This is a genomic window from Pseudomonas sp. VI4.1, assembly GCF_002029345.1.
Lineage (GTDB): Bacteria > Pseudomonadota > Gammaproteobacteria > Pseudomonadales > Pseudomonadaceae > Aquipseudomonas.
In genome coordinates, this window is the sequence record NZ_MULM01000182.1 from 67,670 (window position 1) to 82,594 (window position 14,925).

Genomic DNA, 14,925 nt, shown 5'->3' on the forward strand with positions numbered 1-14,925 from the left:
ATCGTAAACAGAGGGGTGAATCAAATGGCTAACGTACTGCATCCACGACCAAGTAACAGAACATTCGCTTCCATAACGATGTCCACAACATCCACGGGAGAATCAGAGCCAGTGTCACTTTCCGGGTTGACCCTTTCAGCCGTCCAGATTTCCAGCGGATGGACCACGGCATCGTTAGGCTTTAAATCAAACTGTGATGGCAGCACCAACTTCTACCCCGTCAAGGATTCCCTTGGAAATTTTCTCACATACAGTTGCAGCGCAGCGCAGGTGCTGGCACTCGATCCGGCGTTGTTTGCAGGGTTGGAGCGATTGGTACTGGTGTCGATGACCACCGCCGGAGTAGGCGTAGCGCAGAATGCTGCGCGCAGTCTGGTCCTCGGCCTATCACCGGCTTACATGTAGGAGATTTTATATGACTGACATAAATGCCCATTCGTTGTTAAACGAAGCCCGCGAAGCACGCGAAAAGCTGGCCCTTCTCGGCGGGCATGACCGGTTGCTGGCCAAGATCGACTCGATGCTGGCGCTCCATCACCATCACGGCGGACAGCTGCTCACGCTGAAAAACTGGCTCGATCAGGCCGAGAGGATTCTGAAATGAACCCGAAGCTTCAGATCCTTGAGCGCAGATTGGCGCGGCAGTCCCCTGAGAAGATCCCGGCGCCCGCCGATGATGATCTGGCCGCCGCGATCCAGCGACTGGTTGATCAGCGCGTAGCTGATGCACTTGAAAGGCAGCCTGTAAAGCCACCAGCCCGTGTGCAGCGGGTGCTCGACCAGTTCGATGCACCCAAGCCCTACACCAGCTTCGACCAGATCCCAGCGACGCCCAAGACACCCGCGCCGAAGGCAAGGGAAATCAGCCTCCAAAGGGATGAGTTGGGTAGGATCAACATCGTGAATGCAGGCGGTATGCAGTGGTATGCGCAGCGAAACGAGCTGGGCGATATCGTCCGCTTGGTGCCTGCCGACATTACGCCCATGCCTCCCGCTATCGAGCCGCCAGCACTGGCAGCAGCGCGAAAATATAACCCCGGTGAACCGAGGTAATGACCATGAAGATCGATTTCGACGCTAACGAAGACAGCCAGGCACAAGCGATCCTGTTGGTGAACGCCCTGAGCCAATGGATCGAAGAGCAGCCACAACAACCGCCACGTCCCGGCAAGGCGCAGTTTTGCTACCGGCCCGATGGCACGCTGGATTCGATCCACGCCGAGTTGGACGGGGCTGAATAATGGCAACCCGAGGTAAACCCGTTGGCTTGCCGAAATCCGGTGGCAGGGTTAAAAAATCTTTGGATCGTCAACAGAGGGTGCTAATCAGTGGCGAGCTGGCGCACTCGATCTTGGCTACGTTCGAGTTGTTGGGTGGCACCGCTGCCATGTTTGAATGGGCGGCGGAAAACCAGACGGTGTTCTACACCCAGATCCTTTCCAGACTGATGCCAGCTCCTCAGCGGGATGATCCCGCTATCGAGGTCAACACGCAGGTCAATATTGGAGACGCGAACCTGACCGAGCGCCAAGCCGCTGTGCGGGTCGCGTTCGCCTTGGCTAAAGCAACCTATCAGTTGCAGGATGAAGAGCCCGCTATCGATATCACACCACGGCAAGCCTGCGACTGGCGCGACCCTGTCGGTGTAAGAGAACCTGATCCGCCACCACTACTTCGGCCCGAGCCTGAGCCGATTGGTCCCGACAAACAACGCTGGGTCGAAGAACTGCCATTGACCGATGAGCAGCGTCGAGACAACGCCCTGGTACGGGAGACGCTGGAATGCACCTTGGAAAATTACCGTGGCGGTCCCGGCGAGCAAGGAGGCTCGGTGTCACGGTCAAGTCCGACTGCGGTGACGAAGCGATCAGCTGGTGAGCTGGCCCGAAGCATGTCGCGTCGAGGCCGGGACCTGCTGTGAAGAGGTCGGGCCAGCCGTCGAGTAATCAGGACTGGCGTATCGTCAAAATGGCATCGGTGATGGCTTGAGCATTCGCATCCAGCGTTTCCATGGCCGTCGTGGCGTTAGCTGCAACACTCCCCACTCCGTTCTCTGACAGCCATGCAGTGATCTCTTCTATCGCTGCTCCCAGGGCGTGCTGGTTGTGCAGGAGCAACGTCAGGGCATCCGCCGTGGCGATCTTGCAGTTATCGGGCATGGCAATCGTCCTTGAGGAATGGTGCAGGAAGCTTAGTTCATCTGCCCTGGCTGAGAGCTGATCGGTGTGACCAGACCTCTCAAACTGACCGCGCACAATCGCGCTGAAGCAACGTTCTCTACCAGGGCGATGCAACCCCACAGGCCGCCTTGTTCACTCCCCCTGATTTCCGTAGGAATACAGTGAACAGAAACTGAATTTTGTGATATCAAAGAGCCTTCAAAGGATAAGTATGGGAGTCGGTAGGTGCTGGCTCCCCTTTTTAAGAAAAGTAGGGATAGGAATGCTCCTCGCAAAGAACTGCTTCACAAAGGACAACCTGAAAACTAGAAAAACGATAAAGCTGGGCACATTGTATGAGTATAGAAAAATCGAAAGTGCTCAGATCGTCGATAAGGATGAAGGCAAGTACTCTTTTTTACTAAAATTTGACGGAACAGTTGAGATTGAACGGCGCTGGTTCAGTCTCATGTTTCAAGGTGCAATCGGCTTAGGTGGCGATGAGCATCACCCGCGAATCCCAGGAGCCATGAGCGCAGCCATCCATAAACTTGAAATGGTTGGCGGCGATGAACAGATCATCAAAGTGCGAAATTCAAGCGCAAGCATCCAGCGAGAAGCGCTGAACGGATTTATTTTTTGCATGTCCCAAGTTAGGAAATTTCGAGATGCTGTAGGATTATTTCCCGACTACGATGATTGTTGGTACATGACCACAACCAAAGCTCATGACCTTGGGGTAGCGCTTTCAATACTGCTACGGGACCGCATTACCTCTGGGCGTCATTCAGGTAATCACATCGTGGACCCAAATATTCCATTAGTAAATCTGTCGATTCACTGTCGGCATGAACTGGTGTCTTATCTTGGTCGTGAGATTCATATTTCAGATACCAGCGTGTTCACCGCAGACCACTTCATGGACAAAATCTGGGATATGGCGTTCGTAAAGCCACCCTCTTTCCTGGCAGAGAAGGAATACCGATTCAGCTTCACAGTGGTGGCGGGAGACAGAATCCTCATACCTACTGTGGATAATGTGGTTTTGAATGCTGAGCACCTGGTGGATTGGGCGATATGATCTGCGATTGATTGCGCATAGCATTCATTAACTAGGAGAAATGTAATGTCCAACGTTGACGTGTATTTGCCAGCAGTAGATGGATCGGCGTATTGGCCAGTAGCGAAAGGAGACTCGTGCAAGGAGGCTGTACACGTCCTCTTCACGGACGACTTCGCCGCGCCACCTCACCGGCTAGTGATCAAAGTCACAACGGAAACGGGGAAGGTGGTCGAAGTGAGCATTCCCTACGATGACACTGGAAAGGCCACAGTGCGAATCGACGGCGAGTCCGTGTAAGCATCTCGGCGGAATCTGCGCCCGACAGGTGCCGACCAGCGGTCGCTGTAACCCAACCAGAAACGACAAGGGCCTGCATTGCTGCAAGCCCAATCCGCGAGGTACGTCGCGAGGTACGTAAAGCAACGCCAAACGACTACATTGCAACTCCACGCAACTACGGCTAACCTTTGATTTAGCACGCTTTGCACGTAGTTGTGTGGCGTTCTGGTGACTATAAGCGGGACTCATAATCCTTTGGTCCACGGTTCAAGTCCGTGTGGGCCCACCAAACAAATCAAAGGCTTACGTCATTCAGACGTAGGCCTTTTTTGTTTCTAGGGGCTTTCGCACCTATATAAAGTCAGTAAGGCGAGCCTGCCACCTGCCGGGGCGCAGATTCCGCCATGCTGGGCTGTCGCCAGGTGGATGCTGGCGCCACACCTATGCCGCAGACAGACCGGTATGGGAAGGCGCTTACGCTGCACAGCCGAAGGAGTTGCACCAGAATCCAGCCGACGCTAAATCCGACCTTGGCATTTTCAGTGGCAAGAACCTGTGGGACCTACAAGCGAACGTCGATCCAAGTAACGTCATCTTCCAAGTCGGTGATTGTAAACCCAGGCGACTTTAAGACTTCAGCCTGGCGAACCTCGCTCATTTCACCCCAGAAGCCGTCTGTAGCGAATACAAAGCGCTCGCCTGCCACCGCACTTCGAACCACGATCTCGGGCTCAGGCGCCCTGCCGGCCTTATAGCTTCGAGTAATCCGGTGGCGCGCTGGATCGCATGCCAGCTCGCGGTGTGATCGGTCGCGCTTCCAGTTGGCAAGGCAATGAGGTGACGTGATCCAGTCAATCCGCCCCTCGGCATTGACCACACCGCAGCCGCAGTCGCCTTCGTATGGATCGTCAGCAGGCCATTTACAACCACGGCTCTGAAGCAATGCCGGGATGTGGACCGGTCAAATGATCAGTAGCTAGAGCGTCCTCCATGAAGCGAATGACATCTGTCATGATTGGCACGGCACCTTTGTCCGCTATCGGTAGCCTTTCTTCCTGCGCATGCAAGCTGGCCATTTTGAACAGCAGCAAAATATCTTGACTCTTCATGAAGCCCTTTAGCTTCTCTGTCCACATTCCATAAAACGTGGACAGCGGTCACATGCACCAACTCACATAGTCAACATCTTTATGAGACTCCGGCGATAAGCGGGGTAAGCACAAAGCCGGCAGCGATGGCGGATGGGTGATGCTCATCCACAAACATCCTCTATGACGCTGGATATCCTATATGCAGATACAGTTGGCCTCGGTGCATCAGTCGGCGGCTCACAATCCTTTGGTCCTCGGTTCAAGTCCGTGTGTGCCCACCAAACAAGAAAGCCGCGCAATGCGCGGTTTCGTGTAACTGACGTTTAACTTTGTTTGCAGGAGCTGTCGAAATATCGGATGACGTCCTAGGACCTTGTAGGCAAACTCCGAAAATTGCGTTTGGGCATTTTGATGCCTTGTTGCGCTTTTCTTCGACGGGATACTCTCCGGATATCGCTGCCATTCAGCGATCGGGCTTGGAAACCCGTCTAGTCAAGTCAAGTGCAACAGTCCCGTCACACTCCAGACGTTTTTACGGCTGCGACTCAGTGTTATGGCAGCTGTGCGTGGGACGTCTTCGGACGTGCCGGTTTCCTTGGCTCCCGGTTTCCAACCTGCGCACAGCTGCCACCCATTCGCTTGGAAACGAATGTGGCAGCTCTTTAAGTCGAGGAGCTTCATCATGACAAAAGCAAATTCATCTGATTATTCAGAACTAAAAACCGTCGGCTTCACCCCCTTCCTGTACCTCTCGGACCAACCGCTGTTCCACGTCTGCCGCAACGTCCCCATCGCCGACGCCCTGGCCCAAGCCTCCGACCTGTTATTCCTCGCCAAATCGCTGACCGTCGACGCAGCCTATGTCCAAGACTCCGATCGCCACGCATGGGCCGCGCACTATCTGACGACGATGAGCAAAGCAGTGATTGATGATGTGGTGAAGGTGCTAACGCGGGAGCCGGCTAGAACGGCGGTTAAATCTGAAGAATAGCGGCAAATCAAGCAGCGCTATGAGCCCCGAACTGTCGGGGCTTTCGAATCATGATCGGGACATTCTTGAAATGCGTAATGCAGACAAACCTGTCTGATAGACAGCAAAAAGCCTCGATACTTTCGCATCAAGGCTTCTTGTGAATCTGAATATCGGCCTCTCCTTTCACGGTTTCCCGCTTATCCCGCTCACTGGCTGGGAGTGGCTTGCGCCACCGAAATCAACACCCCTTGCTTCCAAGGTTCCGGTCTGTGCTGACAACGCAACAATAGCGTTGATATCAAACTGGGGCATCCAACGTTTCTACGTCCAAACCTTTAACGCTGGAATAGCCTGCACTGGCCCCAGCCGTTCAAGCATCTCCCCCGTCAACACAACCTCATACGTATCCCCCGCCCTTCCCCACTGCTCCACCATGACCATGCCGTCCACCAACGCCAATGCCAATTCAGTAATAGTATCGGCCAACGCTTCCACGATTTCTTGAGTCCGCAGCCACACGCGACCGGTAATCTCCTTGAGCTCCGCCATTATGCGATCAGACGACGCGGGATCTGTATCGGGGTAGACAATGTTGCGTAGCAGTTGCTGCAACTCTCTTATTTTTGCGTAATCCTGCTCCGCCCCAAGGCCTCCTTTGAGGATGATTGTGGCTTTCGGCTTATCGACGAGTTTCCTGGGCGAATGGGTTGAAGATAAGGTCTGCCCCATGGCGCCCGCCAGGAGGACCATCATCCGGGCTTGCAAATACTCCTTCATCGCGTCTACCGACGAAATCGACCGCGCCAAGGTGATTGAAGCGCCACCTTGATGCCGTAAGTCCATGGTCACTGCCAGCGTCACGCCGCCCGTTGCAAACCCCAAGGCACGGGCCATGACGTAGTGCGCCATTTCGTGATGTGCAATCTGCAATGCATGGTCCCGCACAGCGGGAGGCATCTTCTTCGTCATTTGTGTCACCTCGCATCCCTGGATTTCGCATTCGACTACGAGTGAAAGTCGCTGTCCATCCTGGCGTCCCGTTGATGGCGTCAGGTCAGTTCGCACAGCCAAAAAAGCCGCGCAATTGCGCGGCTTTTTCGTACCTTCGATTCAGCCTTTACTTCGGCAACGCATACGCAATCACGTAGTCCCCACGATCCGGCGACTGCCGCGCACCGCCAACAGTCAGCAAGATGTACTGCTTGCCGGTTTTCGGCGAAACGTAAGTCATCGGTCCAGACTGACTTCCCACAGGCAAACGCGACTTCCAGATTTCATTACCATTGCCGGTATCGAAAGCGCGCAGGTAGAAATCCTGAGTGCCCGCAAAGAACAACAGACCCGACTGGGTGGCCAGCGACGCGCCGAGGGTCGGCATGCCTATCGGAATCGGCAGGTGCATGCGGATGCCCAATGGGCCAGTGTCTTGAACGGTACCAACGGGGACTTGCCACATCAGCTTGTGGGTCTTGAGGTCGATGGCGGACATGGTGCCAAACGGTGGTTTCTGGCATGGAATGCCGGCTGCCGAGAGGAAGCGTTCGCGCATGGCGCCGAACGGTGTGCCTTCCTGCGGCACCACGCCCATTTCGATACCACTGGCCCCGGCGGCGATCTTGTCGCGGGGGATCATGTAGTTGGCCAGGCCCAGGCGCATGTCGTTGACGAACATGTAGTTCGTGTTCGGATCCACCGAGACGCTGCCCCAGTTCATGCCACCCAGCGAACCCGGGAACTGCAAGGCACGGTCCATGCCCGGCGGGGTGTAGACGCCTTCGTGGCGCATGCCTTTGAACTGGATGCGGCACATCAGCTGGTCAAACGGCGTGGCGCCCCACATGTCGGATTCGGTGAGGGTCTGGTTGCCGATGGACGGCATGTCCACCGAGAACGGCTGGGTCGGTGAGTAGCGCTCGCCAGGCACGCTGCCTTGCGGGACCGGACGCTCTTCGACGCGGGCGATCGGCACGCCGGTTTCGCGGTTGAGCAGGAAGATCTCGCCCTGTTTGGTGACTTGCGCCAAGGCTGGCTGGGTGCCGCCCTTGTCGTCAGGCACGTCGTACAGCAGCGGCTGGGCGGGCAGGTCGAAGTCCCACAGATCGTGGTGCGTGGTCTGGAAATGCCAGCGCACCTGGCCGGTCTTCACGTCGATGGCGACAATGGACGAGCTCCACTTGTCGTCAAATTCCGTGCGTTGGCCGGCGAAGAAGTCCGGCGTGGCGTTGCCGGTTGGCAGGTAGACCAGACCGAGACGGGCATCGTAGGACATGGCCGACCAAACGTTCGGGGTGCCACGGGTATAGGTTTCGCCGGCTGGCGGACGTTTGGTGGTGTTCGGGTTGCCCGGATCCCAGGCCCACACCAGCTCACCGCTGCGCACGTCGTAGGCACGGACCACCCCTGGCGGTTCGCCGGTGGAATAGTTATCGGCCACGCGGCCGCCGATGATCACCACGTCCCCGGCTACCAGCGGGGTTGAAGTCTGCTGGTAATAACCAGGCTTCACTTCGCCCATGTCGGTGGTCAGGTCGACCGTGCCCTTGTTGCCAAACTCTTCACACGGCTGGCCGGTTTCGGCGTTTAGCGCGATCAGTCGCGCATCGCCGGTCGGTAGAAACAAACGTTTCGTACAGGCAGCAGGCTGACTGTCCGAGGTCGCAGGCGTTTCGGAATAGCCCAGCCCCCGGCAGCGCTGCCAGTTGGGCGCGGTACCTTGTGGATCGAACTTCCAGCGCTGGGCGCCGGTGTCGGCATCCAGGGCGAAGACTTTGCCGTAGGCGGTGCAGGTGTAGACCGTGTCGCCGATTTGCAGCGGCGTGTTCTGGTCTTCGGCGCGGCGCCGGTGCTTTGTGGAATGTCGCCGGTGCGGAAGGTCCAGGCCACCTGCAGCTGGTCGATGTTGCCTTTATTGATCTGGTCCAGCGCGGCGAAGCGGTTGCCGGCGGTGGTGTTGCCCCAATGCGCCCAGTCTTTCTGTTCAGTGCCCGCAGCGACCGGCGTCACAGCGGGTTCACTGCTGGCCTTGACCACATGGGTCGGCACGAACATGTAGGCCAGCGTCGCAACGACACCAACCCCCAGAATGCCGGCGAGACCGTAGGCACCACGGCCCGCCGTCGCGCCGGAGGCACGCACCAGGGTCGGGTAGATCAACACGACAACCAGGCCGATCACGGCGAAAGTCAGCACCCGCGAAACCAGCGGCCAGTATTCGAACCCGGCATCCCATACCGCCCAGATCGCCGTCAGGATCAACGCCAGGCCATACAGCCATGCGCCCTGCGGTTTACGCCGGGCGATCATCAGCCCGGACACCAGCATCGCCAGGCCCATCAGCAGGAAGTACGCGCTGCCGCCGAGCGAAATCAGATAGCCACCGCCACCGGCCAGGCCAAGTCCGATCAAGGCGATCAGGACACCCAGCCCCAGTAGCAACCATTTGCTGCCGCCGGCAGCCCCAGAAGTATTCATGTCGAAAAATTTTCCCCATTCGTGACAAGCGCGGAATAATGTACGAACTAGTTACTTATGGCAAATTGTCGCAGGCAAAAATGGCATGAACGGTACTGAGCCTAGATCAAACAGCCGGGTGACGAGATGTGCCTGTAACATGCACACCCATTGCTTTGTGCCGCTGGAGCCCGCCCTTGCCTGATATCCGCCCCCCCATCCTTGACGAAATCGACCGCCAATTGATCGCGGCCCTGCAAATCAATGCCCGCGAAAGCGTAGCCATGCTTGCACGGCAATTGGGGATTGCCCGCACGACCGTCACATCGCGGTTGGCACGATTGGAGAAGGCCAAAGTGATCACCGGTTACGGCGTGCGTTTGGGGCAGCGCGTGGTGGATGGAGGATTGCAGGCGTATGTCGGGATCACGGTGCAGCCGCGATCCGGCAAGGAGGTGTTGCGTCGCCTCAGCGCCATGGCTCAGGTACAGCAGCTCTGTGCGGTGAGTGGCGAATTTGATTATGTGGCGTGGTTGCGCACTGACTCGCCGGAGCAGCTGGATCAGTTGCTGGATCAGATTGGCAGTGTGGAGGGGGTGGAGAAGACGACGACTTCGATCATCTTGAGCAGCAAGATTGATCGGGGGCAGCCGGTTTAAGCATCGTCCAATGTGGGAGCATTGATCAGTGTGTAGCTATAGATCGTCATATTGATTAATTAATTAGCAAAACGACGACACTTTGCGTCTTATTAACGTGTTCTACGCTCTCTAGAATGGCTGTCATCTTTTCCTATACTCAGATGCGCATTCCGCGTCGGGTCGCCAGCAAGGTCAGCCATGAACAACAACAATCGCCATCCTGCAGACGGTAAAAAACCAGTCACCGTTTTTGGTCCGGACTTTCCCTTCGCCTTCGACGACTGGATCGAACACCCGGCCGGCCTGGGCAGCATTCCTGCGCACAATCACGGTGTCGAAGTGGCGATTGTCGGCGCCGGGATCGCCGGGCTGGTGGCGGCTTACGAACTGATGAAGCTGGGCCTCAAGCCCGTCGTCTATGAAGCCTCGAAAATGGGTGGGCGCCTGCGTTCCCAAGCGTTCAACGGCGCCGAAGGCATCATCGCCGAACTCGGTGGCATGCGTTTCCCGGTGTCGTCCACCGCGTTTTATCACTACGTCGATAAACTCGGCCTGCAGACCAAACCTTTCCCGAACCCGTTGACCCCGGCTTCGGGCAGCACCGTGATCGATCTGGAAGGCGAAACCCATTACGCCCAGAAGCTGGCGGATCTTCCTGCACTGTTCCAGGAAGTGGCCGACGCCTGGGCGGATGCCCTGGAAGCCGGTTCGCAGTTCTCCGATATCCAGCAAGCGATCCGCGACCGCGACGTGCCACGTCTCAAAGAACTGTGGAACACCCTGGTGCCGTTGTGGGACGACCGCACCTTTTACGATTTCGTCGCCACCTCCGAAGCGTTCGCCAAACTGTCGTTCCATCACCGCGAAGTGTTCGGCCAAGTCGGTTTCGGCACCGGCGGCTGGGATTCGGACTTCCCCAACTCGATGCTGGAAATCTTCCGCGTGGTGATGACCAACTGCGACGATCACCAACACCTGGTGGTCGGTGGCGTGGAACAAGTGCCGCTGGGTATCTGGCGTCATGTGCCGGAACGCTGCGTGCACTGGCCCGAGGGCACCAGCCTCAGTTCACTGCACCGTGGCGCGCCGCGCTCCGGCGTGAAGAAAATTGCCCATGCCCCCGACGGGCGCTTTACGGTCACCGACAACTACGGCGACACCCGCGAATACGCGGCGGTGCTCACCACCTGCCAGAGCTGGCTGTTGACCACCCAGATCGAGTGCGACGAAAGCCTGTTCTCGCAAAAGATGTGGATGGCCCTGGACCGCACCCGCTACATGCAGTCGTCGAAAACCTTCGTGATGGTCGACCGCCCGTTCTGGAAGGACAAGGACCCGGAAACCGGCCGCGACCTGATGAGCATGACCCTCACCGACCGCCTGACCCGCGGCACGTACTTGTTTGAAAACGGCAAGTTCGCCAACGGCGACGATAAGCCGGGGGTGATTTGCCTGTCGTATTCATGGATGAGCGACGCGCTGAAAATGCTCCCGCACCCGGTGGAAAAACGCGTGAAGCTGGCGCTGGATGCCTTGAAGAAGATCTACCCGAAAGTCGACATTGCCGCACGGATCATCGGCGACCCGATCACCGTGTCCTGGGAAGCCGACCCGCATTTCCTCGGTGCTTTCAAAGGCGCCCTGCCCGGCCACTACCGCTACAATCAGCGGATGTACGCGCATTTCATGCAGGCCGACATGCCGGCCGAGCAGCGCGGTATTTTCATCGCCGGCGACGACGTTTCATGGACGCCGGCCTGGGTCGAAGGCGCGGTGCAGACCTCGCTCAATGCCGTGTGGGGCATCATGAAACACTTTGGCGGTGAAACTCACGCCGAGAACCCGGGCCCAGGCGATGTGTTCAACGAGATCGGTCCGATCGCCCTGCCCGAGTAAGAGGAATCCGAAATGCGCGTAGCCCTTTACCAATGCCCACCCTTGCCCCTGGAGGTTGCCGGCAATTTGCAACGCCTGCATCAACTGGCGCTGGAGGCCAAGGGCGCCGACTTGCTGGTGCTGCCGGAGATGTTCCTGACCGGCTACAACATCGGCCTCGATGCGGTCAGCGTGCTGGCGGAGGTGTACAACGGGGAGTCGGCGCAGCAGATCGCGCGCATCGCCAAGACCGCGGGGATTGCCATTTTGTATGGCTATCCCGAGCGCACTGAAGACGGACAGATCTACAACGCCGTGCAATTGATCGACGCCCAGGGCGAACGCCTGTGCAACTACCGCAAGACGCATCTGTTCGGCGATCTCGATCGCTCGATGTTCAGCGCGGGCAAGGATGACTTGCCCTTGGTCGAGCTCAATGGCTGGAAGCTCGGCTTCTTGATCTGTTACGACCTGGAGTTTCCGGAAAATGCCCGGCGCCTGGCCCTGGCCGGTGCCGAACTGATTCTGGTACCCACGGCCAACATGATTCCCTACGACTTCATCGCCGATGTCACCGTGCGCGCCCGGGCCTTCGAAAACCAGTGTTATGTGGCCTATGCCAACTACTGCGGACACGAAGGCGACATCCACTACTGCGGCCAGAGCAGTATCGCCGCGCCGGACGGCAGCCGCATTGCCCAGGCGGGCCTCGATGAAGCACTGATCGTCGGCGAGCTGGATCGCCAGTTGATGGTCGATTCCCGCGCTGCCAATCGCTACCTCCTCGATCGCCGCCCCGAGCTATACAGCGACCTGCACAAGCGCTGATCCACTTGAGGAATGTGCTCGATGAGTTTGCCCTGCCGTGTGGAAATTCATTGAGAACGCCCCCTGATCCGCTAGCATTAGCGCTTCTCTGTTCTGGAAGTGCTCATGCCTGCGCTGAATCACCCCCGCCTTCACACTGAAACCCTGGCCAACGGCCTGCGGGTGACGTTGCGTCATGCGCCCGAATTGAAGCGTTGCGCTGCGGCGTTGCGCGTGGCCGCGGGCAGCCATGATGTGCCGCTGGCCTGGCCTGGCCTGGCGCACTTTCTTGAACACCTGTTGTTCCTCGGTACCGAGCGATTTCCGGCAGGCCAAGGCCTGATGGCTTACGTACAAGGTCACGGCGGGCAGGTGAATGCGCAAACCTGTGAACGCACCACCGACTTCTTTTTTGAAGTGCCCCTGCAGGCGTTCAGCGGTGGGCTGGAGCGACTGTCAGACATGCTCGCGCATCCGCGCATGAACCCGGACGATCAGCGGCGGGAACGGGAAGTGCTGCACGCAGAATTTGTCGCCTGGTCTCGGGATGCGACAGCCCAGCGACAATTTTCGCTGTTTGATGGCGTTTGCGCCGCTCACCCGTTGCGTGCGTTTCATGCGGGTAATCGCTATAGCCTGCCGCTGCCGCAGAGCGGGTTCCAGCAGGCACTGAAGGATTTCCATCAACGGTTTTATCAGACCGGGCAGATGACGCTGAGCCTGGCGGGGCCGCAGAGTATCGATGAGTTGAAGTCGCTGGCGCAAAGCGTTGGCGCTGTCCTTGCGCCAGGAAAACAAGTCCCGCAACAACCCCCAGTGCCGCTGATGGCGTCTTCCAGCAATAGTTATCAACAGGCCGGCGAAGGTCGGCTGGACCTGTTGTTTGCCTTCGAAGCGCTGCCGGATTCATCGGCCGAAGCCTTGGCGTTCCTGTGCCATTGGTTGAACGCGGCAAAACCCGGGGGGCTGCTCGCGGTATTGCGCGCCAGCGGGATGGCCGACAGCCTGAAAGCCGCGCCGCTGTACCGGTTCAATGCGCAAGCGTTGCTGCACATCGAATTCACCTTGCCCAACCAGGCAGCCCACGCCGGGATCCGCGAGCAGTTACTGGACTGGCTGGGCTTTTTTGCCTCTGGCCAGGACTGGAGCGCATTGCGCGAAGAATACGCTGCCCTGTTGCAACGACAGCAGCAAGTCAGCACGGCCCTGCAACTGGCCCGGCTGGACAGCGAGCAGCTTGAGCGCGGTTTATCCGACCAGGGTGCCGTCGCCCTGAAGCAGATCCTCCAGCAAATGGGCGCTGTGGATAACTTCAGCCACCCATGGCAACTGCCGACAGCCAACCCGTTTTTATCCACCGAACCTCAAGCGCCGAGTGCCGGACTGATCCGCGGCCAGACCAGCAAACACCGTGGTCTGCGAACCTTTGCCCAGGATCGCACGCGCAGTCGCCGCGAACACTCGCCGATGCACTTCAGCCAGGCCTTGCCGGATAACACCGCGCAAGGCGCCGTATACCTGCGTTGGCGCCTGGACTCGGCGCCTTGCAGCAAGCTTCAATCCGCACTGGAACACCATCTGCAACCCTTGCGTGACGATGCTCGGCAGGCGGGTGTCGAGTTTTCTCTCAGCGCTTCGGGCAATGAATGGCTGTTGAAGATGACCGGACTGCAGGAGCCGATGCCGGTAGTCCTCGAGCATGCGTTGAAAGAACTGACAAAGGCGGCTATCGATGTCTCACCAGCGACATCGACAAGCACCCCGCTGATGCCGATTCGGCAGCTGCTCAAGGCACTGCCTGAGCGCTGCCTTGCGCACACCGCCGAAACGGGCGACTGGCAGCAGCTTTGGACGAATGCGCGCTGGGAGGGTCTGGCGACCGGCTTGTCCGCCCGGACTCAAGCGGCGATGGGCCTGGCCTTGAGCCGTGTACCGGGCAACCCGGACACTCAACTGACGCCGCTGTCATCGATCGGCGCACAGCTATGGCACTGCATCGACACCGACTCCAGCGAGCACGCGCTATTGCTCTTCTGCCCGAGCGCAACCCGGGACATCGCCGACGAAGCCGCCTGGCGCTTGCTCGCTCACCTGTGCCAGACCCCCTTCTACCAACGCCTGCGGGTAGAGCTGCAACTGGGCTATGCCGTCTTCAGCGGCCTGCGCCAGGTTCATGGGCAGACCGGGCTGCTATTCGGCGTGCAATCACCCAGCGTTGCGCCGGTGGACCTGCTGGGGCACATCGAACAGTTCCTGAACGCCTTGCCAGGGCTGATCGATGGCATCGATGACTTGGCCTTCGTCGCCCAACGCCAAGCCTTGGCCGATCAGTTCGTCAGCACCGCGCTGCCCGTCGCTCAGGCTGCCGAACTGTTGTGGCAGGGCAAACTGGCCGGCCACTCGTCGGATTATCTGACCCAATTGCCCGAGGCGATTCTGCAGATCGACCGCGCCACCCTGCTCAATGCCATCCGGCGACTGAACAAGGCAGACGGCGGCAGGCGCTGCCTGGCCAACAGCGCGGCGCCGGGTGCGCCCTGGCAAGCGGCAAACTGATCATTACCGGTACTGCAATGAGCTTTCTCAA

General features: G+C 58.3%; 15 protein-coding genes and 1 pseudogene. 12 read left to right on the forward strand and 4 right to left on the reverse strand.

What is annotated here, in order from left to right; all coding sequences use genetic code 11:
- The first annotated feature begins 24 nt into the window (after positions 1 to 24).
- Genes BZ163_RS30305 through BZ163_RS30325 form a run of 5 tightly spaced genes read left to right on the forward strand, consistent with a single transcriptional unit; the run spans position 25 to position 1,921 of the window.
- A complete protein-coding gene (locus tag BZ163_RS30305; protein WP_128873991.1) occupies positions 25 to 405 on the forward strand; it encodes a hypothetical protein in 381 nt (126 codons plus the stop codon).
- 10 nt (positions 406 to 415) lie between these two features.
- Positions 416 to 604 carry a hypothetical protein gene (locus tag BZ163_RS30310; protein ID WP_128873992.1) on the forward strand — a complete coding sequence of 63 codons (189 nt, stop codon included), beginning with the start codon at positions 416 to 418 and terminating at the stop codon, positions 602 to 604.
- Positions 601 to 1,053, forward strand: a complete 453-nt coding sequence (locus BZ163_RS30315; RefSeq protein WP_128873993.1) for a hypothetical protein — start codon at positions 601 to 603, stop codon at positions 1,051 to 1,053. The genes BZ163_RS30310 and BZ163_RS30315 overlap by 4 nt, the downstream gene beginning before the upstream one ends.
- Positions 1,054 to 1,058: 5 nt before the next feature.
- The gene (locus tag BZ163_RS30320; RefSeq protein ID WP_178110516.1) at positions 1,059 to 1,241 is read left to right on the forward strand and encodes a hypothetical protein; all 183 of its coding nucleotides are present in this window, start codon (positions 1,059 to 1,061) and stop codon (positions 1,239 to 1,241) included.
- Positions 1,241 to 1,921: a hypothetical protein gene (locus tag BZ163_RS30325; RefSeq protein ID WP_128873995.1), complete on the forward strand. Its 681-nt coding sequence runs from the start codon at positions 1,241 to 1,243 to the stop codon at positions 1,919 to 1,921. The genes BZ163_RS30320 and BZ163_RS30325 overlap by 1 nt, the downstream gene beginning before the upstream one ends.
- A gap of 25 nt (positions 1,922 to 1,946) precedes the next feature.
- On the opposite strand, the gene BZ163_RS30330 is transcribed toward BZ163_RS30325, so the two are convergent.
- Complete coding sequence (locus BZ163_RS30330) at positions 1,947 to 2,159, reverse strand: hypothetical protein (RefSeq protein ID WP_128873996.1); 213 nt, start codon at positions 2,157 to 2,159, stop codon at positions 1,947 to 1,949.
- A gap of 283 nt (positions 2,160 to 2,442) precedes the next feature.
- Here BZ163_RS30330 and BZ163_RS30335 point away from each other — a divergent pair, with 283 nt between their 5' ends.
- Together BZ163_RS30335 and BZ163_RS30340 are read left to right on the forward strand one after the other, a co-directional pair.
- Positions 2,443 to 3,240: a hypothetical protein gene (locus tag BZ163_RS30335; protein WP_128873997.1), complete on the forward strand. Its 798-nt coding sequence runs from the start codon at positions 2,443 to 2,445 to the stop codon at positions 3,238 to 3,240.
- A 45-nt stretch (positions 3,241 to 3,285) separates the two neighbouring features.
- Complete coding sequence (locus BZ163_RS30340) at positions 3,286 to 3,519, forward strand: hypothetical protein (protein WP_128873998.1); 234 nt, start codon at positions 3,286 to 3,288, stop codon at positions 3,517 to 3,519.
- 902 nt (positions 3,520 to 4,421) lie between these two features.
- Here the strand turns inward: BZ163_RS30340 and BZ163_RS36145 are convergent.
- Positions 4,422 to 4,610, reverse strand: a complete 189-nt coding sequence (locus BZ163_RS36145; RefSeq protein ID WP_128873999.1) for a hypothetical protein — start codon at positions 4,608 to 4,610, stop codon at positions 4,422 to 4,424.
- Positions 4,611 to 5,274: 664 nt separating this feature from the next.
- Here BZ163_RS36145 and BZ163_RS30355 point away from each other — a divergent pair.
- On the forward strand, positions 5,275 to 5,583 hold the full coding sequence (locus tag BZ163_RS30355; RefSeq protein WP_128874000.1) for a DUF3077 domain-containing protein: 309 nt from the start codon (positions 5,275 to 5,277) through the stop codon (positions 5,581 to 5,583).
- Positions 5,584 to 5,886: 303 nt separating this feature from the next.
- Here BZ163_RS30355 and BZ163_RS30360 read toward each other — a convergent pair whose 3' ends face one another.
- Together BZ163_RS30360 and BZ163_RS30365 are read right to left on the reverse strand one after the other, a co-directional pair.
- On the reverse strand, positions 5,887 to 6,534 hold the full coding sequence (locus BZ163_RS30360; protein ID WP_128874001.1) for a peptidase M41: 648 nt from the start codon (positions 6,532 to 6,534) through the stop codon (positions 5,887 to 5,889).
- A gap of 148 nt (positions 6,535 to 6,682) precedes the next feature.
- Positions 6,683 to 9,036 (reverse strand): annotated as a pseudogene (locus tag BZ163_RS30365) (glucose/quinate/shikimate family membrane-bound PQQ-dependent dehydrogenase).
- A gap of 176 nt (positions 9,037 to 9,212) precedes the next feature.
- Between BZ163_RS30365 and BZ163_RS30370 the strand changes: the two are divergent.
- The 4 genes from BZ163_RS30370 (at position 9,213) to pqqF (ending at position 14,894) form a co-directional block, all read left to right on the forward strand.
- Positions 9,213 to 9,674: an Lrp/AsnC family transcriptional regulator gene (locus tag BZ163_RS30370; protein WP_128874002.1), complete on the forward strand. Its 462-nt coding sequence runs from the start codon at positions 9,213 to 9,215 to the stop codon at positions 9,672 to 9,674.
- A gap of 180 nt (positions 9,675 to 9,854) precedes the next feature.
- Positions 9,855 to 11,552 carry an NAD(P)/FAD-dependent oxidoreductase gene (locus BZ163_RS30375; RefSeq protein ID WP_128874003.1) on the forward strand — a complete coding sequence of 566 codons (1,698 nt, stop codon included), beginning with the start codon at positions 9,855 to 9,857 and terminating at the stop codon, positions 11,550 to 11,552.
- Positions 11,553 to 11,564: 12 nt separating this feature from the next.
- Positions 11,565 to 12,359: a carbon-nitrogen hydrolase family protein gene (locus BZ163_RS30380; protein ID WP_128874004.1), complete on the forward strand. Its 795-nt coding sequence runs from the start codon at positions 11,565 to 11,567 to the stop codon at positions 12,357 to 12,359.
- A gap of 105 nt (positions 12,360 to 12,464) precedes the next feature.
- Positions 12,465 to 14,894 (forward strand): pyrroloquinoline quinone biosynthesis protein PqqF, encoded by a 2,430-nt coding sequence (pqqF, locus tag BZ163_RS30385; RefSeq protein WP_128874005.1) that lies wholly within the window; start codon positions 12,465 to 12,467, stop codon positions 14,892 to 14,894.
- Positions 14,895 to 14,925: the final 31 nt, after the last annotated feature.

Coding starts and splice junctions, on each gene's coding strand:
- BZ163_RS30305 (WP_128873991.1), top strand. CDS start 25: ATGGCTAACGTACTGCATCCACGACCAAGTAACAGAACATTCGCTTCC.
- BZ163_RS30310 (WP_128873992.1), top strand. CDS start 416: ATGACTGACATAAATGCCCATTCGTTGTTAAACGAAGCCCGCGAAGCA.
- BZ163_RS30315 (WP_128873993.1), top strand. CDS start 601: ATGAACCCGAAGCTTCAGATCCTTGAGCGCAGATTGGCGCGGCAGTCC.
- BZ163_RS30320 (WP_178110516.1), top strand. CDS start 1,059: ATGAAGATCGATTTCGACGCTAACGAAGACAGCCAGGCACAAGCGATC.
- BZ163_RS30325 (WP_128873995.1), top strand. CDS start 1,241: ATGGCAACCCGAGGTAAACCCGTTGGCTTGCCGAAATCCGGTGGCAGG.
- BZ163_RS30330 (WP_128873996.1), bottom strand. CDS start 2,159: ATGCCCGATAACTGCAAGATCGCCACGGCGGATGCCCTGACGTTGCTC.
- BZ163_RS30335 (WP_128873997.1), top strand. CDS start 2,443: ATGCTCCTCGCAAAGAACTGCTTCACAAAGGACAACCTGAAAACTAGA.
- BZ163_RS30340 (WP_128873998.1), top strand. CDS start 3,286: ATGTCCAACGTTGACGTGTATTTGCCAGCAGTAGATGGATCGGCGTAT.
- BZ163_RS36145 (WP_128873999.1), bottom strand. CDS start 4,610: ATGAAGAGTCAAGATATTTTGCTGCTGTTCAAAATGGCCAGCTTGCAT.
- BZ163_RS30355 (WP_128874000.1), top strand. CDS start 5,275: ATGACAAAAGCAAATTCATCTGATTATTCAGAACTAAAAACCGTCGGC.
- BZ163_RS30360 (WP_128874001.1), bottom strand. CDS start 6,534: ATGACGAAGAAGATGCCTCCCGCTGTGCGGGACCATGCATTGCAGATT.
- BZ163_RS30375 (WP_128874003.1), top strand. CDS start 9,855: ATGAACAACAACAATCGCCATCCTGCAGACGGTAAAAAACCAGTCACC.
- BZ163_RS30380 (WP_128874004.1), top strand. CDS start 11,565: ATGCGCGTAGCCCTTTACCAATGCCCACCCTTGCCCCTGGAGGTTGCC.
- pqqF (WP_128874005.1), top strand. CDS start 12,465: ATGCCTGCGCTGAATCACCCCCGCCTTCACACTGAAACCCTGGCCAAC.